Origin of the sequence: Serratia marcescens subsp. marcescens ATCC 13880 (genome assembly GCF_017299535.1) — a bacterium.
GTDB classification, from domain to species: Bacteria; Pseudomonadota; Gammaproteobacteria; order Enterobacterales; family Enterobacteriaceae; genus Serratia; species Serratia marcescens.
In genome coordinates this window covers 2,370,549-2,396,202 of sequence record NZ_CP071238.1, presented here as the reverse complement: position 1 = coordinate 2,396,202, position 25,654 = coordinate 2,370,549, and the positions used below count along the sequence as shown (strand labels likewise).

Here is a 25,654-nt window from a genome sequence, read left to right as displayed (position 1 = left end):
GATGAGGCAATGAGCAAACATCAATTACTGGATTCACAGGCAGGATTTTACTATGGCACCAAGATCGGCGATGACAAATCGAGCTATAATATCGCGGAATATGTCGAAATAAATCACACTCTCGATATCGCAAGAATGAAACGTGCTATTCATCGTGTCGTCAGCCAAACCCCTACGCTGCACGTTCTGTTTGATGAGGATAACGGCACGCCTTATCAATATCCCGTCACCGCCAATATCTCAGTGGAATGGGTAGATCTTTCGCAGAGCGGCAACGATATGGCCACCGCTATCGAATTAATGGAAGCGGATGCTAAGCGCCCCTTCTCGCTGAACGCGGCGCCGTTATTCAGACAAAAAATCATCAGGCTGGGTGAGAAACGCTTTCTGTGGTATTTCTGCAGCCACCATCTGCTGCTTGATGGTTACGGCACTTATTTGCTGATCCATCAAGTGGCGCAGGCCTACCGAGACCAGACACAACAACCGCAAGACGTACCGGCGATCGATGCCTTGCTCAGGGCTGAATCTGAGTATAAACAGTCAGCCGCCTATCAAGCAGACCGACATTTTTGGCAAGCGGCCAGCGCCTCACTGCCAGACCCGATGACATTAGCCTGCGCCAATATTCCCTCGGGACAGACCATCCGCCATGTGACGTCGTTGCCCTATCCTGTCGAGCGCCTTGCGCTGCAAACCGAACATCCTTCTTGGCTGGCGCGCACTTTTGTAGCGGTGATGGCGTATTTGTACTTATGTACCGGCGAGAAGCAGCAAACGATCGGCGTTCCTATGATGGCGCGAACAGACGCCCTGTCGAGGCAGGCGCTAACCTGCAAGACCAACGTTGTTCCTTTGACTCTCGATATTGAAGACACCGCCTCATGCCGACAGTTGGCGCAAACCATTGAACACGCGCTCAAGCAACTCAAGAAACATCAAGCGTTTCGTTACGAAGAGATAAAAAGTCTGAGGAGCGTCGCCAGCCGCTCGCCGTTGTTCAACATCGTGGTCAATATCATTCCCTTTGAAGCGGCAGCCTCATTCTCTCCCGCTCAGCGTAGTGAAATCCGTAACTTACGCTCAGGAGGCGCGCAGGATCTGGTCTTCAACATGCGTCCCGATCTCGATAACCAAACGCTGCGGCTGGAGATCGATGCCGACTCAGGGCTTTACGATGCGGCCAGTCTGGTGCGGCACAGCCAGGGGATACAGACCTTGTGCACCTTGCTGTACGACGATCCGGAAAATCTTTCCGTCGCGGCATTGCGACAACGTTTCCCGCTCTCGCTGCTGGGTAAAACAGCCAACGACACCGTGGTCGATATCATGCAGCGTATCGATCGTGCCGCCGTTCAAGCGCCGCAACGCACGGCGATCCTCACGCCTGAACACGCTTCGTCATCGCTCAGAACGCTGTCTTATGCCGTTTTGCAGCAGCAGTGGCGTGCGCTGGCCGATGTCCTGGCTCCCGTTCGCGCCGCACATACCGTACTGTTGCTCGACTTGCCGCAAGGGCCGGAGGCCATCATCTGCATGCTTGCTGCGTTGCAATTGAAAATGCCCTTCGTCAACCTGAATGCCAAAGGGGATGGAGCGGCTTACCGTCAACTGCTTGAACAGTTTAGCGACGCTATCCTGATTACCGATCGCACGCGTCCCTCCGTTCATTCCGAGCCTGGCGCATTGGCGCATTGGCGCGCATCGACACTCAATATGCCGACGGATTTCGCACACTTCACCGTGTTTCGCCGGCAAACATCGACTGAAGCGCCGGCGTTCCCGGTCGGAACCAGCTATATCATGTTTACCTCCGGTTCGACGGGAATGCCTAAAGGCGTGATAGGCGCCCGACATGCTCTCAACGTTTTTGTCGATGCGGCGATAAAATGCTATGGCATTCAACCGCACGAACGCGTGTTGCAATTTGCGCCCTTGCATTTCGATGCCTGCATCGAAGAAATTTTCATGACGCTGGGGGCCGGCGCCCACCTGTGTATCGCCCCCGAGACCGTCAAGCACAGCTTTGCCGCTTTCTTCACATTCTGCGACGATCATCAAATCAGCCTGTTGGATCTGCCGACCGCCTACTTTAATGAAATGCTGTTCGCCTCCGGCGGTGAACAGACGCTACCGCCGGCCGTCACTACCGTTATCATCGGCGGCGAAAGCCTTTCACCGCGAGCCAAAGAACGCTGGTTCGCGCACTATCCCAAAGGCAGGAAGTTATTCAACTCCTACGGCCCAACCGAAACAACCGTGGTGGCGACGGCCGCAGAAATCAAAAACGATGGCGCCGCCGTGACGATAGGCACACCGCTGGATGGTATATATACGGCGATCGTCGGCGAGGATCTCAGGCCGTTGCCGCTCGGCTGCAGCGGCGAATTACTGATAGCCGGAGCGACCGTCGGCCTGGGATATTGGCAACAGCCAACGCTGAGCGCGGAAAAGTTCGTCACCCTTGAGGCCAACGGCCATCTCATGCCCGCCTTTCGTACCGGCGATATCGCCTGCCAGCGCCAAGATGGGCAGTTGGTGTTCCTTGGCCGCAAAATTCGTGAAGCGAAAATCGCCGGGCAGCGCGTCAATATGGGTGAGATAGAAAGCTGTCTGGCCCGCTTGCCCTCCATTGTCGAGATTGCCGTACTGGCCCAAAGCGGCGACGCGGGAACGGAACTGTACGCGCATTATCACAGCCGGCAGCCGCTCAGTGAGGCAATGCGCCGCACACTGTACGGCGAATTGCCCAATGCCCATATTCCTCAGCGCTTCGTGCATCATCCAACGCCGCTGGTCAAACTGGCTAACGGCAAGATTGATTATCGCACCCTGGAGAGACAATCCCGGATGCCTGAACCCACACGGGAGTTGCGTTCGACGACATTCAACACCCTAGTGCATGAAGTTTGGCTGGCGACGCTGGGCAGTGACGATGGCGACTTCTTCACGCTCGGCGGCGAGTCCCTGCAGGCCATAAAAATCATTAACGTGCTTAACGCCCACTGTCGGTTGGATCTGAACCTGAGCGACATTCTTGAACATCCAAGACTCGCCGATTTCTGCCGACACCTGACGCAGTTGGCCCATGCACGCTATGGTCTGGATCCGCAGCATCTGGACATCCGTTGCGCTATCGGCCGCTGTCTATCAACCGAGGCGCCGACCAGCAGCAGGCTGTTTATTCAATCTCCCGAAGGCACAGATGAACGGCTTTTATTGGCCGCCCTCGCCGACAAACGCGGTGTGGACATTCTGTCACCGCAGGCGCTGCCGTTGCCTGCTGAATGGTCGCTGAACGCGGCCATATTCAACGTACCGAACGAAGCCACTCAATATGCCAGTTGGCTTGATGCACTTTCGGCCCTGCTGCACACCCTGCCCGGTCGAGTTAACCACATGATCTTTATGCATGATACGGCCGGCGGAGCCAGACTCACGCAAGGCCTGCTACGCGATTTCCGGCATGAGCGGCTACTGTTGCTGCATAAAGTCGATGCGCGCCGCCAAGCCGTCGACGCCGGTGTTACAGAGTTGATAGCCCTCTCTGCGCGGCTGGGTTATTTCCCGCACATTCGGTTCGATACGGCCAATGAGCGATTGAACGGCTGCGTACTGAGGATCTTCGGTTTCGATGATGGCGAGAATATCGACCATCGCGCCGCCTTCACAATGGCGCAGCGGAGAAACCCGGGAGTGCAGTTGTGTAGCTTAGCGCATTGGCTGAATTTGATTTCCGCCCACAGCGACAAACGCCCGAATAAAAGCGGTCGAACAGCGAAAACTATCGACGTCAACATGGAAGGAGCGCACTGATGAGCGTCATCGGCTTGATCAATCTGATGGAAATGGCGAAACAGGGAGCAAAATTCGGCGAACTGTCGCCTCGACGCCAAACCATCGAGCATGTTGACGCCGCCGCACTCAGTGCGGTGCAGGAAGACATTACCGCATTTTTATCTGTCTGTACGCCGGACAATTCAGAGCGGCACACCGGCGAGAAGCCTTGTTACACCGTCAATCACTACGCGGGGCAATACCTGTGGCTGTATGAAAACTTCACCAAGAACAGCCCGCTGTATAACATTCCGATCGCTAAAGAGATCCTGGGGCCCTTTGAACCCGAGCGTTTGCTCGCCGCGTTGAAAAAACTGCTCAAGCGGCACGGTGCGCTTTGCGGCCGCTACCGGCTAGACGGTGAAGCCATCACCGTTGACATCGTGCATCCTGATGAAACCATTTTCGAACACAGCCTCGAGGACATCAGCAGGCTGAACAGTGAAGAGCAGCAAGAAAATATGCTGGCGGCGCTTAACGCCCAGTGTACGATTCCGTTTGACCTCGCGGCTGAGTATCCCCTGCGCTGCCGGATCTTGAGAAAGAGCGCGCAGCACCACTATCTATTCTTGACCTTCCACCATTGCGTGGTCGACGGCTGGACGGCCAATTTGCTGGTGGATGAACTGAGCCGTGACTATCAAGCGTACGAAGAGCATTGGCATTATGACAACGGCCAGGCGTTTTTCCGCTATCTTGAAGACCCTTTCCTCGCCGTCGCCAATGTCGATGACAGCATGGCGTTTTGGCGCGATGAACTGGATGGTGCGCCGGAAAAACACGCGCTTGAATACGATATCGCCATCACCGCGGCAGGCAAAACACAGAATATCGTCAGAACATCGCTTACGAACGAACTGGAGCCGGCCCTGGCCCAGTTAGCCAAACATAACGGTACGACGCTGTTTACGCTGTTGCACTCCGCCTTCGCGTTACTGATTGCCAGAGAATCGGCGACGGATCGCGTGGTCATCGGTAGCCCGATCGCCAACAGGAATGAGCCGACGTTAAACGACGCCGTTGGCAGCTTCGTCAACACGATCGCTCACCAATTTATCATCACTGGCGACGACAGTTTCACCGCGCTGCTGCAAAAGAACGCCAATAAATTTGCGCGCGCTTTCAAACATCAGGGATTGCCCTTCTCTTACCTGGTTGAACAACTCAAGCCCACGCGCGGCAAGTTCCACCCCATTTTTCAAATCATGTTCGTCTGCCAACATCGCAAAAGCAACGAGCTAAATCTTGGCGGTGCGCAGGTTAACCCCCTGCCAAGAAGTTATGCGCCGCCCAAGTTTGATCTGGTTCTGGAAGTAATTTCCGGCGCAGAAGGCATTCAGTTGGAGTGGCAATACAACGCCAAGCTGTTTACGCCGGAGCGTATTAACGGATTGGCGCAAGCTTACGCATTGCTGTTGCAGCAAATTGCCTGCGATCCTTCGCAGGCCGTCGACCACTATTCGCTGGCGCCAATGGCCGATAACCGGCAATTGCGGCAGCTCTCCGTCGGGCAGGCGATGCCGGCCTGCTTGCGGCAACCTCTTTCCGATCGGCTGTTACGCGCTGCCCACCAGCATGGGGATCGCCCGGCGTTGTTCGAGGGAGATCAGGTGTGGCATTACGATCGGCTATTGCGGCACGCCGGCCTCGTGGCGCATTGGCTGAACGCCCATACCGCCCCAGGCGCGCTCATCGCCATCGATCTTCCACGCGGCGCTCATCAAGCTATTGCGGCGCTCGGCGTGATCCTCGCCGGACGCGCCTACTTGCCGTTGGCCGAAGGATTACCGGATGCCCGCGTAGCGGCCATTATGCGAATATCGGGTTGCGCCTGGGTTGTGAGCAATCGGGTTCACCATCGCGCCCGCTATCCGCAGACAACCCGCGTTCAGGATCTGGAGGCGCTGTTTTCTCCCCCTGTCACAGGCGCAGCAACCTTCCCACCAGGCGAAGCGGAAGCACTCGCCTATGTCATTTATACATCGGGGACGACAGGCACGCCAAAAGGCGTGGCGATGGAACACGGCGCCGTCACCAATACCTTGCTGACCATGAATCAACTGTTTAACGTTTCACATCGTGACAACGTATTGGCGCTCGCCGACCTGGCCTTCGATTTATCGGTCTATGACCTGTTCGGCAGTTGGCTAGCCGGCGCATCGGTAACCGTGTTATCGCCGCACGACGCTAAAGAGCCGTCAGCATGGCTACATGCGATACGCCAGCGGAAAATCAGCATCTGGAACTCGGTTCCCGCCATCTTGCAAATGCTGGTGCAATACTGCGCACAAGAAAACATCCTGTCGCTGCCTCAACTGCGGCATATCTGGCTGAGCGGCGATCGTATCTCTCCGCGGCTGATCGCCGAAGCACATCGGCTTTGCCCCAACGCCACCATCACCAGCCTTGGCGGTGCCACCGAAGGGGCAATATGGTCAATTTATCATCCGCTTACACGAGATACGCACTACAGAAACGCCATCCCCTATGGAACCGCATTGCCGAATCAAAGCATGTGGGTGTTGAATGAAAAACTCGAGCCGTGCGGTTTCGGCGTTACCGGCGACATTTATATCGGTGGCGTTGGCGTTGCCCGCGAGTATTGGCGCGATAGGCAAACCACCGCCGGCAGCTTTGTTCTTCTCCCAACCACCGGAGAACGCGTGTACCGCACCGGCGATCGTGGCCGTTGGCATCGCAGCGGTTACATCGAATTTCTCGGCCGCGAAGACCAACAGGTGAAACTGCAGGGTTTTCGCGTCGAATTGGGTGACGTCGAATTCGCGCTCAAAAGCAGCGAACTGGTCGCTGAAGCGTGCGTCGTCTGTCGCGATGAAACCCGGAACGGCACACCGTATCTGGAAGCCTATTTCACATTGACCGAGGCGGGGAAAGCCAGCGTCAAGGCGGAGCAAAGAATACGCGAGCAGGTTACGGCCGCATTGCCCGCGTATATGGCGCCATCCCACTATCATCTTATTGAACGTTTCCCGCTTTCACGCAACGGCAAATTGGATCGCACCTTGCTATCGCCAGGCACCGAACGGAGTCAGGCCAGCGATGTTGTTCCCGCCGCGTCCGCGGAACTCATGCTGCTACGTGAGTTGTTGGCGGATACGTTAGGCTGTGCTCCAGACAAGATCGACCCCTATGCCAGCTTCTTCAGCAATGGCGGCAGCTCGCTTTCCGGCATCACGTTTTTGGGTAACATCAAACGTGCCCTTAATGTGGAATTAACCCTGGCGGAAATCCTTGGCTACTCACAACTCGATAAACTTGCCGAGCGTCTGCGCGATAACGCGCCCCTGCCGTTATCGATTTTGTCCGGCGCAGCCGATCGCCCCTCTCTGCCCACCTTGTATTTGGTGCATGGTGCCGGTGGCCAGGTGCATCAATATGCAAAGTGGACAAAACAACTTTCCGCCTGCGCCAACATCATCACCATCGCCAGCCCGGGGTTGGCCGCGCCAGGCGCAGACGACACACTCACCCTGCAGCGATTGGCCGCCTCCCATTTGACGGCCATACCGCGTGCCAAACGCGACACTGCCGTTATCGCCGGCTGGTCATTGGGCGGCCAATTAGCTGTCCATATGGCGGCGCAGGCTACGGAACAAGGCGCGCCCTTTGCGCATGCGGTGCTTGTCGACAGCGGTTTGCCCGCCCAGCCCCCCTCAGTGAATCGAGGTTTCAGCGTGGCGCAAAGTTACCTCAGCCTGTTCGACTCTCTCGGTATTGCGCGCCATTTGTGTCGGCATCAAGAAACGAACGCGATAGACAGCTTCGCCAACGAGATAAAAATGCACTATGCGCTGAATCAGAGCGTGCTTGCGGAGAAGATCACGCTGGAACATGCCGAAGCCTTTTGTTGGGCGCTGAAAAAATCCTTTGATCTGACGAATAACGCCGGCCCTCTGCCACAGATAGCGATACCGCTGACGCTTTGGCTCAGCCAGCAACGTCAGCGTAAACACCCCAATCTTGCACAACGCTGGGAGAGGCAATCCTCTCATGACGTTCAACTCAATTATTGTGCAGAAACGCATTACAGCATTTTAAACAACGCTCAACTTCTTCGAGCGCTGACGCGGATGCTGCGCGCGTTGTCCACATCATTGGAATAACGCGAGAAGATACCCCTGGCCAATCAAACCTATCGAGGCACTGATGAAATTACCCAGCAGTTGGATTTTTTTGTTCTGCTTTTACTACACATTCATGGATATTTTTTATTCGTTATTTTTTTCCGAAGACAGGAGGTTTACCAGCACAATCATTCAATCCTTTATCTTTTCAACCTTGCTAGTGGCATTTTTCTGGTATCGGAAAACTGCAAAAACCAAAAACCAATAATATAAGGAAGTCGTTATGAGAGAACTTACGATTAATGAAGTGAACTTTATCGCAGCCGCTGGGGATTTCAGCTATGCGGAGCTGGGCGGGGCCGTCGCGGCCGGCGCGGTTGGTGGCGCGATGACCGGCGCCATGGCTGGCGGTGTCGGTGCCGGCCCAGGCGCTGTTGCCGGTGCCGTTATCGGTGGTGCCGCCTATACCGCAGGCAAAATGGTGGAATCCATGTTGGGTGGTAATAAACAAACATCGACGAACAATCCTGCCGACAGTAACTAATACAGGAAGATTCGTGTTCATCATATGAAAAAGTCACTTATTGTATTGTTCGCCATTTTAATTGGGCTTGTTGCTGGCACGATTGCGGATTATTTCACCCTCAATCGCTTCTTGAAATACGCCCTTATCGCCGTTGCCGTTATCGGCACCCATAAATTGCTCAATAGCGATCGCGGGCAACGCTCGGCATGATAAACGTGGCTTATTTTAAAATTTAATGATTAAGGAGCAAATATGCGCAATCTTACCTCTGAAGAATGTTCAATCATTTCCGGTGCAGGAGATCGCAGCGGTACATTGACGGTTTCCGCGGAAACGGTCGGCGCAGCGATCGGCGGTGGCATCGGCTCTATCGGTGGCGTGGCGGGCGGCGTTGTCGGCACCATTGTCGGCGGTGCTGTCGGTAACTATGTCACTGGCGATCGTGCCCCCGGCTCTGTTGGCCCATCAGGCATTCCCTGGGGCGGGAGCAACGGCGGCGGTACCATGTGGGGGAACAACAACAATACCGATTCGAACTGATCGGGGCCCTGCCAGCCACACGGCTGACCTCCCCGGTTAACGTTGGCTTCAGCGCCTAAAGCGTCATTTCATGCCAGGGTTATCGTTATGATAACCCTTTTTGTCATGGGCCCACCACAGGGTGAGCAGCGCGGTTGGCGTAGCGAAAATGTCGAGATGAAGAAGCCAGGTGAAGCGAAGCTGACGTTACCCGAGTTGAATGACTCTATCCGCAGAGGCAATCGTCGATGGACGGTGCGCAATAATCACGCGGGTAATGTTCAGTTGTGAAATAGCGCGGTTAATATGTGTTTCATTGTCGAGATCCAGGTGGCTGGTCGCTTCGTCCATAAACAGAATGCTTGGGCGGCGATAGAGCGCACGGGCTATCAATAAACGCTGTTTCTGTCCGCCAGAAAGGCTTCCCCCCAATTCGCCGATCAATGTTTCGTAGCCCATCGGCATGTTTTGAATATCATCATGCATATTGCAACGCCGTGCGCACGCCTCAATACGTTTCAGATCCATTTCGGCGTCAAATCCTGAAATATTTTCAGCGATAGATCCCGCCAGCAGCTTGTCATCCTGCAGCACGCAAGCGATACATTGGCGATAATTATTAACGCCAATGTTGCTGATATCCATACCATCGACCAGCACGGCCCCTTCATCCGGCGACAGCAACCCACACATTAACTTCATCAATGTGGTTTTACCCACGCCGGAGGGGCCGACAATCGCCACGCTTTCTCCCGCAGCAATGCTGAGATTCAAATCCGTGATAATGGGTTTCGCCAAACGATCATACTGGTAGCGCAGATTCCGCACCTGAAGCTCTGCGGCGTTGCCTTTTGTGAAGAGCTGACGCGCGGGCATTTGCGGTTCCGGTGACGAAAGCACAATGTCCGCCACCCTTTCATTGTGCAAGCTTAACATTCGCAGCTGAAGCATCATGTCAATCAGGCTGCTGGCACGCTCCGAGAACTGCCCACGGTAGGCGTTAAACGCGATAAACATGCCGATCGTCATTTGATTGTCTATGACCAATGCCGCGCCGAGCCAAAGGATGATCACCTGATCGCAGGTGGCAATAAACGCCCCCAAACCGCCAAACATCATGTTTAACTTGGTCAGCTTGATACCCGCATTGATCGTTTCTACGTTTAGATTCAGCCAATACTGTGAACGGGTTTCAGATAACCCCAACGCCTTTAACGTACTGATGCTATATAACGTCTCCATGAAATGAGACCCGGCCCGCGCGCCCTTCACCAACTGCTCTTCCGACAGCTGCCGATAATGTTGATAAGTCGACAGCCTGAGAATGACGTATATCGCCGTAAAGCCGAGCACCACCCAAACTAACCAGCCGCCATAGAGCAGCATCATGACAAATACCCCGACAGACATGATGCCATCAATAATGCTGCTGACGATGCTGGTAGTGAAAGTCGCTCTTATCGTATCCAATGAGCCGAAACGGGATTGAATATCACCCAACTTGCGCTTCTCAAAGAAGGAAAGCGGCAATTTCATCAGATGATCAAACACTCCCGCCTTCCATTGCACGTCTATCAACGCGCCCATGACGATAGAGATCCACGAGCGCAACATGGATACGCCGGTGCGGAATAAAATAAAGAACAGCAATCCTATACATATCAGCGCTAAAAGATCATGATCGCCGGCCAAAATCACATGGTCCATGACCAACTGCGTACCAACGGGCAACAGCAGATTAACCGCTTCAATCACGATCGACAGACAGAAGATCTTTAGCAAGGCTCCCTTAAGGCCGCGCACATTGCTCATCAGCTTACGAAAGCGCAATCTGCTTTGCTGTTTGATCGGCTGAAATTCACTGTCTGGCCATAGCTCAAGCGCTACGCCGGTAAAATGCCGCGACAGTTCATGCAACTCCAGCACTTTACGGCCAAAGGCAGGATCATGGATCACCGCCCGCCCTCGGCTGACACTGACAAGCACCACGAAATGCTTCATGTCCCAATGCAGAATACAGGGCATTTTCAACGCTTTAAGCTCATCGATATTCAGCGATAACGCTCTGGATTGCAGCTTGAGTGCGCTCGCGATGTCAATCAACGCGGAGAGCGTCGCCCCGCGTGAAGAAAAGCCGTAGCGGCTGCGCAGATTAAACAGATCGATTTGCAAGCCATGGTAATGGCATACCATCGCTAAACTGGCCAGCCCGCATTCCGAGGCTTCAGTTTGCAGGATCTGCGGCACTTTGCGGCGCAGCGACAAATTGAGTTTGCCCTTTAGCGCGTCTAAATAAGATTCAGTCATTGATTGGCCCCATCAGGCTGTTTTTCATATCGTAGAAAGGTGAGAACATCCATTGATATAGAGGCCTTTCTTCCAGAAACAGCGTGGATTGAGCCCGCATGCCGTTAGTGAGCTGCAACGCTTTGCCCTGGTAACTGATATGCGTTTTATCCAGGGAAACGGTTACCTTGTAAAAAGATGCCGTTTGCGCGCTGGGTTGATGCACGGGAGAACTGCTGTAAGTTGACATTTCTTGAATGGAGGCCGGTACATAAGCGATGCTTTCTATTCTGCCGGGAAACTGACCGAACTTCTCATAAGGGAAAGCGTCATAGCGAATGTTAATGCCGTCCCCCGCTGAAACATAAGGCACACTGGTGTTCGGCAACCATAAAACTAGCTGATAAATCGCGCCATTACGTGGAATAATCTGTACCAAGCTGTCACCGCTATTGACCATCTGACCCGGCGTAACGCTGAGAGACTCAATGCGGCCATCGCTTGGGGCGTTCACGATCAATGCGCCGCTGGCATCGGCTTCCGCTAACTGCCGTTGCAAATCATTGCGCTGAAACTGGTACTGCGAAATTTGGTTATCGAAATCTGCCGCGCGCGTAACGATGTCACTTTCCAAATTCGTAATTTGCAACGACTCCTGAATGTGTTGACTATGCAGGTTTTGGAACAGACTTTGTTGTTGATAAAATGAATAGGTTTGCCCGCTAAGCTGATCTTTGGTAATCAGACCGCGTTGCTGATATTCCTTATAGGAACGCATGTTGTCCTGAGCAAATGCCACCCCCTCTCGTGCATTATCCAACAGCTGTTTGGACTGCATATGCGCCAATTCATACTGTTTTTTTTGCGCGCGTAGATTTTCCAGCGTCATACGCTTGTTGTCTTGCAACTTAAGAATGATGCTGTCGACATGTTTTAACTGGTTTTCAAGCGCCAGGCGCGTATTGGCGCTCACTTTCCCGTTATCCGTCACTCGGCTGACATCAATCTGATAAAGACGCTGGCCTTTTTTAACCACATCCCCCACTTCGACGAAGCGTTCCGAGATAAAGCCTTGTTGGGGCGCAAACACGTTGACTGAGCGGGGGAAGGTGGTGATTTCACCATAAACATTAATGCGGCGTGTATAATGACTGAATATAAGAAAAGAGAGGAAAACAAGAATAAATAAAAACGATAAAAGACCAAAGCACCAGGCAGGCAAGCCGTTTATCAATAAAGCCTTACCCGCCCATTTCGCCCGCTGATGATCCGTGGCTTCCTGTCGAAACAAATCACGCATGACATCCCTTTCCAGAAATAAAATTCAAGCCAGCCTTGGCTCGTAAAATGCGGAAGCATATCGAAAAACAGCAGCAGAGATTAAAACAGGTCTGTTGTTTTTAATTAGCGATATCGTAAAGATAATTATTCTCATTATGATATCGGGCGTTCCGAAGAAATGCAATGTTTTTTACGCACTTACCCAGCCACATAGCCGTATATCACTATGCATATCGATAAAAAACCAATAAAGAGTCTCCTAATCAAATAACTCTATTCATTCTATCTCTCGCCATATGTAATATGCAGCGGCGTGACCGCCGGATCGAGCAGCAATGTGGATAACGCATCAAATCGAAACGCCTCCATGTTCACGGAATAAGGTCTCGGGGAATGGCTCCCTCTGAGTCACCTCCTAGCTTAGGGCAGTTGGCAGTTTGAGCAAAAACAAGTGATTAGACGTGAGCCGCCTCGCCGACCTGCTGTATCAGAAAGGTCAGCAGCGCGCGCGTTTTGGCTGGCAGATAGCGGCGGCCGGGATAAACGGCATACAGCTGCAGCGGCGCCGGCGGCAACGTCAGCGGCACCTCAACCAATCGCCCGTCGGCCAGAAACGGCCGGCAGCCGAGCTCGGAAAGCATGGCGAACCCCACGCCGGCCAAGGCCGCCTTCAGCGCCATCTCCCCGCTGTTGACGCGATAGCGCGCATTGACCGGGACGGTAACGAACTTGCCGTCCGGGCGGACGAACTGCCACGGCATCCCCTTTAGCGCATCCACCGTGCTGATACAGGGCGATTGCGTGAATTGCTCAATCTCCGACGACGGCGGCCACTGCGCCAGCAGCGCCGGGGCGGCCACCACGATGCAGGGGAAAGACGCCAGCGGCTGCGCGACATAGTCGCTGTCGTCCAGCATGCCCCGGCTGATCATCACCGCCAGATCGACATCATCAAGCAGCGACGTCATACCCGCCAGGTTGGTTACGCAGCTGATTTCGATCTGCGGATGCTGCAGGGCGAACGCCGCCAGCGGCTCGCCCAACAGGTATGGCCCAACTTCATTGGGCACGCACAGGCGCAGCGGCCCGCGCAGCTGTTGCTGCCGCTCGCTGAGGGTTTGCGCGGTGTGTTCCAGCGACGCCAGCAGCGGCTGGGTGCGTTCATGCAGCAACTGGCCGTTCGGCGTCAGCCGCATCGAGCGGGTGCTGCGTTCGATCAACCGCTGCTCAAGCTGGCGCTCCAACTGAGAGATATAGCGGCTGACGTTGGAGGTTGGCATCGCCAGCGCCCGCGCCGCCCCGACGAAGCTGCCTTGCTCCACCACCGCCACGAAAATGCGTAACAGGTTTAAATCCAATTTATCGCGCATGATTATCCCTGATTTGATAACAAACCATGCCATTTCTACCATCTAATCCCGATCAACGCCAAGCGCTACACTGCCGGCCTGACTCTGCAACCCATGGATGCTTATGACACCCGCGAGAAAGCTGACGGCGATAGCGCTGGTCATCGCCTTTATTCAGTTCACCAATGCCCTGGAATACATGGTATTCAACCCGATATTCATCTACATGGCCGGCGATTTTTCCGTGCCCGTCAGCTTCGCCGGCTATGTCAGCGCGGCCTATACGCTGGCGGCGGTGATTTCCGGCATCGGCGCATTTTTCTGGATCGGCGGCGTTGAGAAACGGCGCTTTCTGATGCTCAACGTCACGCTGCTGGGCGTGACCACCTTATTGATCGCCACAACCCAGCAGTTTTACTGGTTGTTGGCGCTGCGGCTGCTGGCCGGGCTGTTGGGCGGCACTACGATGGGCGTCGGGATCGGCCTGCTGCTCAACGCCGCGCCTGCCGCGCTGCACGGCCGAATGCTGGCGACGGTGATCGCGTCCTTTTCGTTGGTGAGCATTGTCGGCATGCCGGGCATGCTGTACCTGTGCGAAGTGGCAAGCTGGCGCGCCGCGCTGGCGGCTATCGGCGGGCTGTGTCTGCTGGCGGCCGTATTGGTGGCGCTGTTTGTTCCCAAGGATGCGCCGCAGCCACAGGCTGCCGCGCCCGTCACGCTCGATCGCCGGCTGTTGCTGTTCGCCTCCGCCGCCGGCCTGACACAGTTCAGCCCGATGCTGCTGATCCCGGTGCTGGCGCCGCTGCTCACCCAGCGGCTACAGGTGGCAGACGCGCATTTGTCCTGGCTGTTTCTCATCGGCGGCGTGGCCGGCTATCTGGCGACCGTGCTGGCGGGCCGCTGGCTGCAACGCGTTGGCGCCGTGACGCTGACGGTGGGCGCCACGCTGTTGCTGCTGGGCAGCCTGTGGCTGGCGGCGCGCGGTGGCGATCGCGGTGAACTGTTCATGGTCGCGTTTCTCGCGGCGGCCTATGCGCGGCTGGTGGCGATCTCTTCCCTGAGCATGCGCTGGCCGGACAATCGGCAACGCGCCGCCTTCGGCACGCTGCAAACCGCCCTGATACACCTGAGCGCCACGGTGGCCTTCTTGCTCTCCTCCACGCTGCTGAGCGGCGGCCTCACCCCGCTCAGTTTGCAACCTCTGTTATGGCTGTGTGCGCTGAGCGCCGTCGCCGTCGCGCCGCTCAGCGTTTGGCTGCAGGCGCGGCTGCGTCAGCGCGACGCCTCATAAACCACCTTACCATTCACATAGGTGCGATAAATGTTACGATCGTCTCCCAAGGTCATCAGTACGAACCCTTGCTCCGCAGACGTGGCGCTGTTGGCGTAGCGCAACTGCTGCAGCGGCGTGACCGCCGGATCGAGCACCACGAAATCCGCCTCTTTGCCGACGTTGAAGTTGCCGATTTTGTCGTCCAGCGACAGCGCGCGGGCGCCGCCCAGGGTGGCGTGGTAGAACGCTTCTACGGCGGAGAGCCGGTAATGCTGCAGCTGGCCGACCTTGTACGCCTCACCCAGCGTGCGCAGCATATTGAAGGTGGTGCCGGCCCCCACATCGGTGCCGATGCCGAGCCTCACCCGCTTGCGCCAGGCCTGCTGCAGGTCAAACAGCCCGCTGCCGAGGAACAGATTGGAGGTGGGGCAAAAGGCGATTGCCGAACGGGTCTCGCACAGGCAGTCCCACTCCTGCTCCTCCAGATGCAGGCAGTGGGCGAACACGCTTTTATCGCCGGTCATGCCGTAGCGGTGGTAAACGTCCAGATAGCTTTGGCTCTGCGGGAACAGCGCTTTTACCCAGGCCACTTCCTGCGGATTCTCGCTCAGGTGCGTCTGCAGCCAAACGTCGGGATATTCTTCACGCAGCCGCTGCACCTGCGCCAGCAGCGCCGGCGTACTGGTGGGCGCAAAGCGCGGCGTAATGGCGTAACCGAGGCGGCCTTTGCCGTGCCAACGTTCGATCAGTTCGCGCGTCTGGCGGTAACTCTGCGCCGGCGTTTCCAGCAGCGCCTCCGGCGCATGGCGATCCATCATCACCTTACCGGCGATCAGGCGCATGTTCAGCGCTGCCGCCTGGCTGAACAGCGCATCGACCGACCGCGGATGCACGGTGCCGAACACCAGCGCGGTGGTAGTGCCGTTACTCAGCAACTCCCGCAGAAAGAAGGCCGACATCGCGTCGGCGTGCTGCCCACAGTCGTAACGGCTTTCGGTCGGGAAGGTGTAATTGTTTAACCAGTCCAGCAGTTGATCGCCATAGGCGCCAATCATTTCGGTTTGCGGATAGTGGATGTGGGTGTCGATAAACCCCGGCACGATCAGTTTGTCGCGATACTCCGTGACCGTGAAACCCGGCGGCAGCAGCGCCTCGCCCTGCCGCCAGCTGCCGAACCAGACGATGACGCCGTCGTTCAGCAGCAGTAAACCGTCGGGAATATGCCGCAAGCGTTCCTCAAGCTGTTGCGGCGCCTCCACACAGGCTGAGATATCAAAAAAATTGCCACGAATAGCCGTGGTGAATTGCAGTGCCATTATTTTCTTCCTTGTCGCGACCGGCCCACCTCACCCGCGTAATAACCTGCGCCGATGAAACAATGCCTTTGTCGCCCAAACGCCAAGACCGGCTTAAGCATAGCAAGCCGCGTGCCAGCTGATGGCGTAAAATAAATTACCACTTAAAAAACAAAGTGATATTAATTAACCAAGGGGAGTTGACCGGCAAAAAAGAATAAAGCAAACGTCGCTCTTCGCCGGCAGATCAATAGCAACCGTTTGCCTGCCAAAATAACACCGCGCCGCTGCACCTTGAATGGGCAAGCGAATATCTTCACGGCGCACGGCTTATTTTCAACACCGCCCCTGGGGGTTGAATCTCGGCCTGAGGACAACAACCAAACTTGAAACGATAACTATTCTCAATTATCATCCGCGCATCTTTTTGACCAGCAATGCGAAAATCATGTCCGCCACCGCTTCTGCCCCGCACGCCGCGCTGTCGCGCCTCTACGCCACCCATCACGCCTGGTTGCAGGGATGGCTGCGCCGGCGCTTGGGCTGCGCGTTCGATGCGGACGATGTGGCGCAGGACACCTTTATGCGCCTGCTGAAAGGCGACGCCGCGGCAACCCTGCGCGAGCCGAAAGATTTTCTGGTCACTGTCGCCAAGCGGGTGATGGTCGATCTGTTCCGCCGCAGAACGCTGGAGCGCGCCTATCTGGAGATGCTGGCGCTGATCCCGGAAGGCTACGCCCCGTCGCCGGAGCAGCGCCAGAGCCTGCTGGACAGCCTGCAGCAGATCGACGCCATGCTCGACGGCCTGGGGCCGAAGGTAAAACAGGCCTTTCTGTTGTCGCAGCTCGAAGGCCTGGGCTATGCGGACATCGCCGCGCGCCTCGGCGTGTCGGTCAGCTCGGTTAAAAAATACATGGCCAAAGCCACCGAGCATTGCCTGCTGTTCAGCCTCGAAAACGACGTTTATTCATGAGCAACGCCATCACCCCCGAGCAGCGCCAGGCGCTGAAAATGGCCGCACACTGGTATGCCCTGCTGTGCGACGAGCGCGTCACCGAACGCCAGCGCCAACAGTGGCAAGCCTGGCACCAGCAGCATGACGATCACCGCTGGGCCTGGCAGCGCGTCGAAGCGTTGCAGAGCCAGCTGCAGGGCGTGCCGGGCAAATTCAGCTATCGCGCGCTCGATCGCGCCGGCCGCCAATCCGCGATCGATCGCCGCACCCTACTGAAAAGCCTGCTGCTGTTGCTCGGCGTGGGCGGCGGCGGCCTCCTTTACCAGTCGCCGCTCGGCCGGGAGCTGCGCGCCGACTACCGCACCGCCACCGGTGAAATCAAACCCATTGTGTTAAGCGACGGCACCCAGCTGGTGCTGAACACCGCCAGCGCGGTGGACGTGCATTACGACGATCGCCAACGGCTGATCCGCCTGCACGCCGGGGAAATCAGCCTGGTTACCGGACGCGATCCCCGGCCGCTGTGGGTGCAAAGCCCGCAGGGGGCGATGCGCGCGCTCGGCACCCGTTTTTTGGTGCGCGAGAGCGACGGCGAAACGCGCCTGACAGTGCTGGAGCATGCGGTCGAGGCGCAGCTGGCGCAAAACGCGCAACAACAGCGCCGGGTGAACGCCGGTGAACAGATCAGCTTCAGCGCGACGGCCTTCGGCGACAAACACCCCGCCGCGCAGGAGGACGGCTGGCTGCGCGGCGTGCTGAGCGTCAGCCAGTGGCGGCTGGACCGGGTGATCGCCGAACTGGCGCGCTACCGGCGCGGCCATCTGAGTTGCGATCCGGCCGTTGCCGGCCTGCGCGTCAGCGGCAGTTTCCCGCTCAACGATACCGATCGCGCCCTCGCCCTGCTCAGCCAGACGCTGCCGGTTCGCCTGCAGAGCTTTACCCGCTATTGGCTGCAAATCGTCCCCGCCTGAATTTTTTAAATGAAAATGATAAAAAATCGCATTCTTGATTGTCCCTTTTGCTTTGCTCATCCGACTCCCAGGAAAACACTGCAGCAATAAATAAAAAATGATTCAGGAGAAGGTATGAACAACGCTTGGGGAAAGGTCGCTCCGGCTTCGCTTTGGGGAAAACGGGCCACGCCGCTGGCCGTGGCCATTGGCCTGGTCTTCGCCGCACCGCTGACGGCGAGCGCCGCCAGCGCCGCTGCCACCTATCACATTCCGGCCGGTGAGCTGGACGGCGCGCTGAACGCTTTCGCCGCTCGCGCAGGCATCGCGCTCTCGGTGGACGGCGCGTTGACCGCAGGCAAACGTTCGCCGGGCCTGAGCGGCAGCTACGGCGTCGATGACGGCCTGAACGCCCTGCTGGCCGGCAGCGGCCTGCAGGCTAAAGCGCTCGGCAATAACGGCTACACGCTGGCCAAACTGCCGCAGCCGCAGAAGGAAGAGGACATCACCGTGGTCGGCGACTGGCTGGCGGAAGGCCGCCAGATCGACGTGTTCGAACACCCCGGCGCGCGCGACGTCGTGCGCCGCGAAGAGTTCGTCAAAACCGGCACCACCACCGTGCGCGAAGCGTTGAACCGCGTGCCGGGCGTGGTGGCGCCGGAGAACAACGGCACCGGCAGCCATGACATGGCGCTGAACTTCGGCATTCGCGGCCTCAACCCGCGCCTCGCCAGCCGCTCCACCGTGTTGATGGACGGCATCCCGGTACCCTTCGCCCCTTACGGCCAGCCGCAGCTGTCGCTGGCGCCAATCTCGCTCGGCAATATGGATGCGATCGACGTGGTGCGCGGCGGCGGCGCGGTGCGCTACGGGCCACAGAGCGTCGGCGGCGTGGTTAACTTCGTCACCCGCGCCATCCCGAAAACCTTCGGCATGGAGGCCGGCATGCAGGGGCAGCTCAGCCCGACCTCGCGCCAAGATCACCCGAAAGGCACCGGCAACCTGATGATCGGCGGCACCGCCGACAACGGCCTCGGCGCGGCGCTGCTCTACTCCGGCACCCGCGGCAGCGACTGGCGCGAGCACAGTGCGACCAAAATCGACGACGTGATGTTGAAAAGCCGTTACGCGCCGAACGAGGTGCACACCTTCAACAGCCTGCTGCAATACTACGAAGGCGAAGCGGAGATGCCGGGCGGCCTGAGCCGGGCGGACTACAACGCCAACCCGTTCCAGTCGACGCGCCCGTACGACAAGTTCTGGGGCCGCCGCCAGTTGGCGAACTTCGGCTACCAGTATCAGCCGGATCGGCAGCACAAGTTCGACGTGCAGAGCTTCTACACCTATACCCTGCGCAGCGGCTATCTGGATCAGGGTAAAAACCTGACGCTGTCGCCGCGCGAATACTGGGTGCGCGGCGTGGAACCGCGCTACAGCCAGAGCTTCCGCTGGGGCGATTCGGCGCATGAGGTCGGCGTCGGCTACCGCTACGTCAGCGAATCCACCCACGAACTGCGCTACACCAGCAAAGCCAGCACCGGCAGGCTGCCGTCCACCGCCAGCCCGTACGATCGCGACACCCAGTCCGGCACCGAGGCGCACGCCTTCTATATCGACGATCGCATCGACATCGGCGACTGGACCCTCACGCCGGGCATGCGCTACGAGTACATCAAGTCGTATCAGAACAACTACATCAAGAACAACCGCCTCGACGTCAGCTATAACGCGCCGCTGCCGGCGTTGAACGTGATGTATCACCTGAACGAATACTGGAATCTGTACGCCAACACCGAAGGCTCCTTCGGCACCGTGCAATACAGCCAGATGGGCAAAGCGGTCGACAGCGGCAAGATTGAACCGGAGAAGGCGCGCACCTGGGAGCTGGGCACCCGCTACGCCGGCGATGCGCTGACCGGCGAGATCGGGCTGTTCCTGATCAACTTCAACAACCAGTACGACTCCAACCAGGTGACCGACAGCGTGACCGCGCGCGGCAAAACCCGCCACACCGGGCTGGAAGGCAGCCTGCGTTACGATCTGTCGCAGCTGACGCCGAAACTGGACGACCTGACCGCCTACGCCAGCTACGCCTACGTCAACGCCACCATCCGCGAAGACGGCGGCTACAAGGGCAACCAGGTGCCGTTCTCGCCGAAGCATAAAGGCACCCTGGGGTTGGACTACACGCCGGGCAACTGGGCGTTTAATCTTAACGGCGAGTTCCAGTCCAGCCAGTTCGCCGACAACGCCAACACCGTGGCGGAAAGCGCCGACGGCAGCACCGGCCGCATTCCCGGCTATATGCTGTGGGGCGTGCGCGCCGCCTATGATTTCGGCCCGGAAATGGCCGGTCTGAATCTGGGCGTCGGGGTGAAAAACCTGTTCAACCACGAGTATTTCACCCGCGCCTATGACGACAACAACAAAGGTCTGTACATCGGCCAGCCGCGCACGATCTATCTGCAAGGTTCGGTGAAGTTCTGATCTTCAGCGGCGGGTGCGGTTAACCATGCCCGCCGCCTTTCCCCTCAACGTGACGATGTCACATAAAACCACTCCTCCGCGCCGCCGCAACGGCGAAAAATAAGTCGCTTCTGACGCCAATACGCGTAGTATCGACGATCCGCCCCGATTTATGGGCGCGGATTTTTTGCCGTTCTGGCCTGAAAAGCGAGGGAATAAGATGAATCACAATGACCTTTCTCAGTGCCGCGTGGACACCGACCGTTTGTTGATTGCCCCCTTTACCGCAGCAGACGCCGACGATGTTTACCAGGCGATCACCCCCACTCTGACGCGCTTTATGACCTTTGAGCCGGAAGCGTCACCGGAAGATTTCGCCAACGTCTGGCAAGGCTGGCTGCCGCTGATGCGCGAAGGCGAAGAAGTGATCTTCGTCGCCCGTCGGCGCGAAGACCGGCAGTTCGTCGGCGTCGGCGGCGCGCATAATTTGCGCAGCCACACCCCGGAGCTGGGCATCTGGGTAAAAGAGAGCCTGCATGGTCAGGGCTACGGCCGCGAAATCGTGCAGGGCATCGCGCGCTGGGCCAGCGAGCGCTTTCAGCCGCCGCACTTTCTCTACCCGGTGGCCGAGCAGAATACCGCCAGCCGCCGCCTCGTCGAGTCGCTGGGCGGCGTGCTGGCCGGCCGTTGCGAGCGCATCAAGTATGACGCCGTGGTCTACCACCTGCCGCCTCAGCGCTAAACAGCATCGGCCGCCGGCCCGGTGTGACCTTTTTTGCTTTCCGCCGTGATAACCGCTGCCACTGCCTGCGGGTTTGTGCTAATGATAGAGGCATGTAGGGTAAAAACAGTTGAGGAACAGCAACATGATTATTTTTGTTACCGGCGCCACCTCCGGTTTCGGTGAGGCTATTGCGCGCCGTTTTATCCGTGAAGGCCACCAGGTGATCGCCGCCGGGCGCCGCCTTGAGCGTCTCGAAGAGCTACAAGAAGAACTGGGCGAAGCGCTGCACATCGTGCGGCTCGACGTGCGCAACCGTGCCGCCATTCAACAGGCGATCGAGGCACTGCCGGCCGAGCTGCGTCAAATTGACGTGCTGGTGAACAACGCCGGGCTGGCGTTGGGGCTGGAGCCGGCGCACAAGGCCAACGCCGATGACTGGGAAACCATGATCGACACCAACGCCAAGGGGCTGGTGAACATGACCCGCGCGCTGTTGCCGGCCATGGTCGAGCGCAACGTCGGCCATGTGATCAACATCGGCTCCACCGCCGCCAACTGGCCTTACGCCGGCGGCAACGTGTACGGCGCCACCAAGGCGTTCGTCAAACAGTTCAGCCTGGGCCTGCGCGCCGATCTGCACGGCACGCGCATTCGCGTGACCGATATCGAGCCGGGCCTGGTGGGCGGCACCGAATTCTCCAACGTGCGATTCAAGGGCGATGACGGCAAGGTCAACAAAACCTACGAAGGCGCCGATGCGCTGACGCCGGAAGATATCGCCGAGTCGGTGTTCTGGGTCGCGACGTTGCCGGCGCGCGTCAACATCAACACGCTGGAAATGATGCCGGTCAGCCAGTCCTTTGCCGGGCTGAACATCCACCGCGGCGCCTGAGCCGCGACGGCGGGAGGCGACTCCCGCCGCGTTTCCTCAGGCCGCGCGCCAGCCGGAAACGATAATCAGCATGCCCGCCAGCGCCACGCCGGCGCCGACCCAATCCAGCGCAGACAGCTTGACCCCGTCCACCACCCGCAGCCACAGCAGCGCGGTCGCCACATACACACCGCCGTAGGCCGCATAGACCCGCCCGCTGGCCGCCGGATGCAGCGTCAATAGCCAGACAAACAGCATCAGGCTCAATGCCGCCGGCAGCAGCAGCCAGGCGCTGCCCTGCTTCTTGAGCCACAGGTAAGGCAGGAAACAGCCGATAATTTCAGCCAGGGCGGTGGCGAAAAACAACAGCGTAGTTTTTAACATCGGTCGCAGTTTTCTCTCGATAAAGTAAACGAATCGGCGCTTGGCTGGTGAATTCCAGGAGCGCGGTGGTATATTTATCACCACGCCTGCGGGCGAGGTAACGCCAGTGCCGCCATCATCAGGCGCACTCACTCATAAGGATGAAACGATGAAAACATTTTCGACCCAACGACTGCTGCGCGGGATGCTGCCGGTCGCCATGCTGGCCGTCATGGGCGCCTGGCAGGCGCCGGCGCTGGCCGCCACCTGCACGCAGGGCAGCACCTGCGTCACCGTCGATGGCAAAGGCAGCGGCGCGATGAGCACCGAAGAAGCGCGCCAAAGCAAAGAGCAGTGGAATGATACCAAATCCCTGCGCCACAAGGTCAACACCCGCGTCGAGAAAGAGTTCGACAAGGCCGATCGCGCGGCGGATGACGAAGACCGCTGCAACGACAGCAACAACGTCAACGCCTACTGGGAACCGGACACCCGTAAATGCCTGGATCGCCAGACCGGGCGTCGGATTAATCCTTAATCCGCCTGCGGCGGGCGGGCATGCGTGAAACCCGGCCGCCGTTGCTGCTATCCTGTTACAGGAAGTTCATTGTCTAAAAGGATGACGTGATGAAGAAAACGCTGATATTAACCGCTGTATTGCTGGCCGGCGCCCCATTGGCGGCCCTGGCCTCCTGTGAAAGCGTGAAAGCGGACATTTCGCAAAAAATCGTCAATAACGGCGTTCCGGAGTCCGGCTTCAAACTGGAGATCGTGCCTAACGATCAGGCCGATCAAGCGGGCGGCCAGGTGGTCGGCCACTGCGAAAACGACACCCAGAAGATCGTTTATACCCGCCTGAACAATGGCGACGATAGTGGTGACGCGGCGCAGACCGGCACCAGCCAGGACACCTCCAACGCGCAGTAAGCCGCATCGGCTACCCAGGGCGCGCAACAGCCGCGCCCTTTCCTTTTCATTTTCCTTTACGCCTGCTCCGCCTCTTCCTCTTCGCCTTGCGGCCGACAACGCGCCGGGATCAGCATCGCCGCCGCCAGCGCCAGCAACGACACCAACGCCGACACCAGGAACACCCAATGCAGCGAAGCCGCCACCTGCTGGATAAGCTGCGCCAGCGCCTCACTCCCCATGCTCTGGCGCACCGCCGGCTCCATCAGACGCTGCACCGGATCGTCAATTTCCGGCAAACGCCACTGCAGGTTGAGGTTCAGCGTGGCGCCCAAAATCGCGGTGCCGATGGCCGAACCCACCATGCGGGTAAACACCGTACAGGCGGTGGCAATGCCGCGAATGCTGTAATGCGCCGCGTTCTGCACCGACACTAAAAACGTCGTGTTGCACAATCCCATGCCGGCGCCGACCATAAACGCCGCCACCCGGCCCCACAGCAGACCGCCGTTCGGCTGCAACATCAGCAGGATCAGGCCGCCTGCCACCAACAGCAGTGCGCCCAGCAGCGCCGTGGCGCGATACGAAGTCATCAGCATCAAACGGCCGCTCAGCGTGCTGGCCAACGGCCAACCAATCGACATCAGCGCCAGCGTGGTGCCCGCCTCCAGCGGTGAGCCCCCCATCACGCCCTGAATGAAGGTCGGCAGAAAGGCGCTGATGCCCATCATCGCCGCGCCAATCACCAGCCCGCCGATGTTGCCGGCGACGATCACCCGGCTTTGCCACAGCGCCAACGGGAACAGCGGTTCGACCGCGCGCCGCTCCTGACGTATCAACAGCGCCAGCGACGCCGCCGCCAGCGCCAACAACGGCGCCACCCACCATCCGAGGCTTTCCATCTGCAACAACGCCAGCAGCAGCGCCGAAACGAACAGCGTCAGCCAGGCGGTGCCCGCCAGATCCAGCGCGTGCCGCCGCAGTTGCTGATGCGCCGGCAGATAGCGCCAGAGGAAGAACATCGCCAACAGGCCGATCGGCAGGTTGACCCAGAACACCAGCGCCCACGGCAGGTGTTGCACGATAAACGCGCCCAGCAGCGGGCCGATGATCGCCGATACGCCCCACACGCTCGACAGGTAGCCCATCACCTTCGGCCGTTCGGTGGCGCTGTAGATATCACCGATGATGGTGGACGCGATCGGCATGATGGCGCCGGCGCCCAATCCCTGCAATAAGCGGAAGCCGATCAGCCAATACATGTCGGGGGCGAAGCCGCACAGCACCGATCCCAGCAGGAACAGCGTCGCGCCGAAGAAGAACACCCGCTTGCGGCCGTAGAGATCCGCCAGCCGGCCGTAGATGGGAATGGTGATCGCCTGCGCCAGCAAATAGACCGCGAACACCCAGCCCAGCAGCGAGAAGCCGCCGAGATCGCCGATGATGGTCGGCATGGCGGTGGCGACGATGGTGGCTTCGATCGCCGACATGAACATCGCCAGCATGCAGGCGATCAGGATCAGCGGGCGATGGGCAATGGGTGCGGGTGAAACGTTATTTGTCATGGCGTTATGCAGGCTTCCTAGCGTTTTTATTTTCCCTGAGTATATCAGCAAGCGCCTGCGCCAAGTCTATCCGCCCTCACATCCCGCCGTTGCCGATAGCGAATCGCACCATTTGGACTAACTGTTACGGCGTAACGTTTTGCCGCGATTTTTTTTCACTTTACGCGCATCCCAGCGCTGACGCGGGCTGCGGCGCCAATACGGGCAAACTCAATCAGCTGATTTTGCTCATAAAACTTGGCACGGTCAACGACAGGGTGCTATACCTTCCCTAGCCGGCGCCTTTGGGCCTCGTGCTTTCTCGGGTTTAAATATCAGTATCTTATGCTGATTAACTCACGTATTGAGCCTACGTTCAGCACGCTGTGCCGAACGCACCCTTCGCTCAATGTCGCTAACCTCA

19 protein-coding genes are annotated in these 25,654 nt (G+C 58.0%); 13 read left to right on the top strand and 6 right to left on the bottom strand.

Annotated features, from left to right (window positions below; all coding sequences use genetic code 11):
• Window positions 1-9: 9 nt before the first annotated feature.
• From J0F90_RS11530 to J0F90_RS11510, 5 genes are all read left to right on the top strand, one after another.
• Window positions 10-3,816 carry an AMP-binding protein gene (locus J0F90_RS11530; protein ID WP_033640429.1) on the top strand — a complete coding sequence of 1,269 codons (3,807 nt, stop codon included), beginning with the start codon at window positions 10-12 and terminating at the stop codon, window positions 3,814-3,816.
• Entirely contained in the window at window positions 3,816-7,961 is a 4,146-nt protein-coding gene (locus J0F90_RS11525; RefSeq protein WP_033640430.1) for a non-ribosomal peptide synthetase, read from the top strand. Before J0F90_RS11530 ends, J0F90_RS11525 begins: the two co-directional genes overlap by 1 nt.
• Before the next feature lie 244 nt (window positions 7,962-8,205).
• The gene (locus J0F90_RS11520; protein ID WP_016927848.1) at window positions 8,206-8,466 is read left to right on the top strand and encodes a hypothetical protein; all 261 of its coding nucleotides are present in this window, start codon (window positions 8,206-8,208) and stop codon (window positions 8,464-8,466) included.
• A 24-nt stretch (window positions 8,467-8,490) separates the two neighbouring features.
• Entirely contained in the window at window positions 8,491-8,658 is a 168-nt protein-coding gene (locus J0F90_RS11515) for a hypothetical protein (RefSeq protein WP_016927849.1), read from the top strand.
• Window positions 8,659-8,700: 42 nt separating this feature from the next.
• Window positions 8,701-8,988, top strand: a complete 288-nt coding sequence (locus J0F90_RS11510) for a hypothetical protein (RefSeq protein ID WP_025302730.1) — start codon at window positions 8,701-8,703, stop codon at window positions 8,986-8,988.
• A gap of 186 nt (window positions 8,989-9,174) precedes the next feature.
• Here the strand turns inward: J0F90_RS11510 and J0F90_RS11505 are convergent, their stop codons facing one another.
• The 3 genes from J0F90_RS11505 to J0F90_RS11495 form a co-directional block, all read right to left on the bottom strand.
• Complete coding sequence (locus tag J0F90_RS11505; RefSeq protein WP_016927850.1) at window positions 9,175-11,274, bottom strand: peptidase domain-containing ABC transporter; 2,100 nt, start codon at window positions 11,272-11,274, stop codon at window positions 9,175-9,177.
• Window positions 11,267-12,553 carry an HlyD family secretion protein gene (locus tag J0F90_RS11500; protein WP_016927851.1) on the bottom strand — a complete coding sequence of 429 codons (1,287 nt, stop codon included), beginning with the start codon at window positions 12,551-12,553 and terminating at the stop codon, window positions 11,267-11,269. Before J0F90_RS11500 ends, J0F90_RS11505 begins: the two co-directional genes overlap by 8 nt.
• A 436-nt stretch (window positions 12,554-12,989) precedes the next feature.
• Complete coding sequence (locus J0F90_RS11495) at window positions 12,990-13,904, bottom strand: LysR family transcriptional regulator (RefSeq protein ID WP_033640432.1); 915 nt, start codon at window positions 13,902-13,904, stop codon at window positions 12,990-12,992.
• A gap of 103 nt (window positions 13,905-14,007) precedes the next feature.
• Here J0F90_RS11495 and J0F90_RS11490 point away from each other — a divergent pair, with 103 nt between their 5' ends.
• Complete coding sequence (locus tag J0F90_RS11490; protein WP_033640434.1) at window positions 14,008-15,174, top strand: MFS transporter; 1,167 nt, start codon at window positions 14,008-14,010, stop codon at window positions 15,172-15,174.
• On the opposite strand, the gene guaD is transcribed toward J0F90_RS11490, so the two are convergent.
• A complete protein-coding gene (guaD, locus tag J0F90_RS11485) occupies window positions 15,156-16,472 on the bottom strand; it encodes a guanine deaminase (protein ID WP_033640438.1) in 1,317 nt (438 codons plus the stop codon). The genes J0F90_RS11490 and guaD overlap by 19 nt on opposite strands.
• A 427-nt stretch (window positions 16,473-16,899) precedes the next feature.
• On the opposite strand from guaD, the gene fecI reads away from it, so the two are divergent.
• The 5 genes from fecI to ydfG all read left to right on the top strand — a co-directional run bounded on the left by fecI (window position 16,900) and on the right by ydfG (window position 22,438).
• Window positions 16,900-17,424, top strand: coding sequence for a ferric citrate uptake sigma factor FecI (gene fecI, locus J0F90_RS11480; protein ID WP_033640439.1), 525 nt, complete (start codon window positions 16,900-16,902; stop codon window positions 17,422-17,424).
• Window positions 17,421-18,377, top strand: a complete 957-nt coding sequence (gene fecR, locus J0F90_RS11475) for a ferric citrate uptake sigma factor regulator FecR (RefSeq protein WP_033640440.1) — start codon at window positions 17,421-17,423, stop codon at window positions 18,375-18,377. Before fecI ends, fecR begins: the two co-directional genes overlap by 4 nt.
• Window positions 18,378-18,491: 114 nt before the next feature.
• Window positions 18,492-20,843 carry a TonB-dependent Fe(3+) dicitrate receptor FecA gene (gene fecA / locus J0F90_RS11470; RefSeq protein WP_033640442.1) on the top strand — a complete coding sequence of 784 codons (2,352 nt, stop codon included), beginning with the start codon at window positions 18,492-18,494 and terminating at the stop codon, window positions 20,841-20,843.
• A gap of 199 nt (window positions 20,844-21,042) precedes the next feature.
• Complete coding sequence (locus tag J0F90_RS11465; protein ID WP_004938571.1) at window positions 21,043-21,564, top strand: GNAT family N-acetyltransferase; 522 nt, start codon at window positions 21,043-21,045, stop codon at window positions 21,562-21,564.
• Window positions 21,565-21,688: 124 nt separating this feature from the next.
• A complete protein-coding gene (ydfG, locus tag J0F90_RS11460) occupies window positions 21,689-22,438 on the top strand; it encodes a bifunctional NADP-dependent 3-hydroxy acid dehydrogenase/3-hydroxypropionate dehydrogenase YdfG (RefSeq protein WP_033640443.1) in 750 nt (249 codons plus the stop codon).
• A 36-nt stretch (window positions 22,439-22,474) separates the two neighbouring features.
• On the opposite strand, the gene J0F90_RS11455 is transcribed toward ydfG, so the two are convergent.
• On the bottom strand, window positions 22,475-22,801 hold the full coding sequence (locus J0F90_RS11455; protein ID WP_004938563.1) for a YnfA family protein: 327 nt from the start codon (window positions 22,799-22,801) through the stop codon (window positions 22,475-22,477).
• A gap of 148 nt (window positions 22,802-22,949) precedes the next feature.
• Here J0F90_RS11455 and J0F90_RS11450 point away from each other — a divergent pair, with 148 nt between their 5' ends.
• Window positions 22,950-23,318, top strand: a complete 369-nt coding sequence (locus J0F90_RS11450; protein ID WP_004938560.1) for a DUF1283 family protein — start codon at window positions 22,950-22,952, stop codon at window positions 23,316-23,318.
• 89 nt (window positions 23,319-23,407) lie between these two features.
• Window positions 23,408-23,707 (top strand): DUF1161 domain-containing protein, encoded by a 300-nt coding sequence (locus tag J0F90_RS11445; protein WP_004938557.1) that lies wholly within the window; start codon window positions 23,408-23,410, stop codon window positions 23,705-23,707.
• Between the two features lie 56 nt (window positions 23,708-23,763).
• Here the strand turns inward: J0F90_RS11445 and J0F90_RS11440 are convergent, their stop codons facing one another.
• Window positions 23,764-25,251, bottom strand: a complete 1,488-nt coding sequence (locus J0F90_RS11440) for an MDR family MFS transporter (RefSeq protein ID WP_016927859.1) — start codon at window positions 25,249-25,251, stop codon at window positions 23,764-23,766.
• Between the last annotated feature and the right edge of the window lie 403 nt (window positions 25,252-25,654).

Coding starts and splice junctions, on each gene's coding strand:
- J0F90_RS11530 (WP_033640429.1), top strand. CDS start 10: ATGAGCAAACATCAATTACTGGATTCACAGGCAGGATTTTACTATGGC.
- J0F90_RS11525 (WP_033640430.1), top strand. CDS start 3,816: ATGAGCGTCATCGGCTTGATCAATCTGATGGAAATGGCGAAACAGGGA.
- J0F90_RS11520 (WP_016927848.1), top strand. CDS start 8,206: ATGAGAGAACTTACGATTAATGAAGTGAACTTTATCGCAGCCGCTGGG.
- J0F90_RS11515 (WP_016927849.1), top strand. CDS start 8,491: ATGAAAAAGTCACTTATTGTATTGTTCGCCATTTTAATTGGGCTTGTT.
- J0F90_RS11510 (WP_025302730.1), top strand. CDS start 8,701: ATGCGCAATCTTACCTCTGAAGAATGTTCAATCATTTCCGGTGCAGGA.
- J0F90_RS11505 (WP_016927850.1), bottom strand. CDS start 11,274: ATGACTGAATCTTATTTAGACGCGCTAAAGGGCAAACTCAATTTGTCG.
- J0F90_RS11500 (WP_016927851.1), bottom strand. CDS start 12,553: ATGCGTGATTTGTTTCGACAGGAAGCCACGGATCATCAGCGGGCGAAA.
- J0F90_RS11495 (WP_033640432.1), bottom strand. CDS start 13,904: ATGCGCGATAAATTGGATTTAAACCTGTTACGCATTTTCGTGGCGGTG.
- J0F90_RS11490 (WP_033640434.1), top strand. CDS start 14,008: ATGACACCCGCGAGAAAGCTGACGGCGATAGCGCTGGTCATCGCCTTT.
- guaD (WP_033640438.1), bottom strand. CDS start 16,472: ATGGCACTGCAATTCACCACGGCTATTCGTGGCAATTTTTTTGATATC.
- fecI (WP_033640439.1), top strand. CDS start 16,900: ATGTCCGCCACCGCTTCTGCCCCGCACGCCGCGCTGTCGCGCCTCTAC.
- fecR (WP_033640440.1), top strand. CDS start 17,421: ATGAGCAACGCCATCACCCCCGAGCAGCGCCAGGCGCTGAAAATGGCC.
- fecA (WP_033640442.1), top strand. CDS start 18,492: ATGAACAACGCTTGGGGAAAGGTCGCTCCGGCTTCGCTTTGGGGAAAA.
- J0F90_RS11465 (WP_004938571.1), top strand. CDS start 21,043: ATGAATCACAATGACCTTTCTCAGTGCCGCGTGGACACCGACCGTTTG.
- ydfG (WP_033640443.1), top strand. CDS start 21,689: ATGATTATTTTTGTTACCGGCGCCACCTCCGGTTTCGGTGAGGCTATT.
- J0F90_RS11455 (WP_004938563.1), bottom strand. CDS start 22,801: ATGTTAAAAACTACGCTGTTGTTTTTCGCCACCGCCCTGGCTGAAATT.
- J0F90_RS11450 (WP_004938560.1), top strand. CDS start 22,950: ATGAAAACATTTTCGACCCAACGACTGCTGCGCGGGATGCTGCCGGTC.
- J0F90_RS11445 (WP_004938557.1), top strand. CDS start 23,408: ATGAAGAAAACGCTGATATTAACCGCTGTATTGCTGGCCGGCGCCCCA.
- J0F90_RS11440 (WP_016927859.1), bottom strand. CDS start 25,251: ATGACAAATAACGTTTCACCCGCACCCATTGCCCATCGCCCGCTGATC.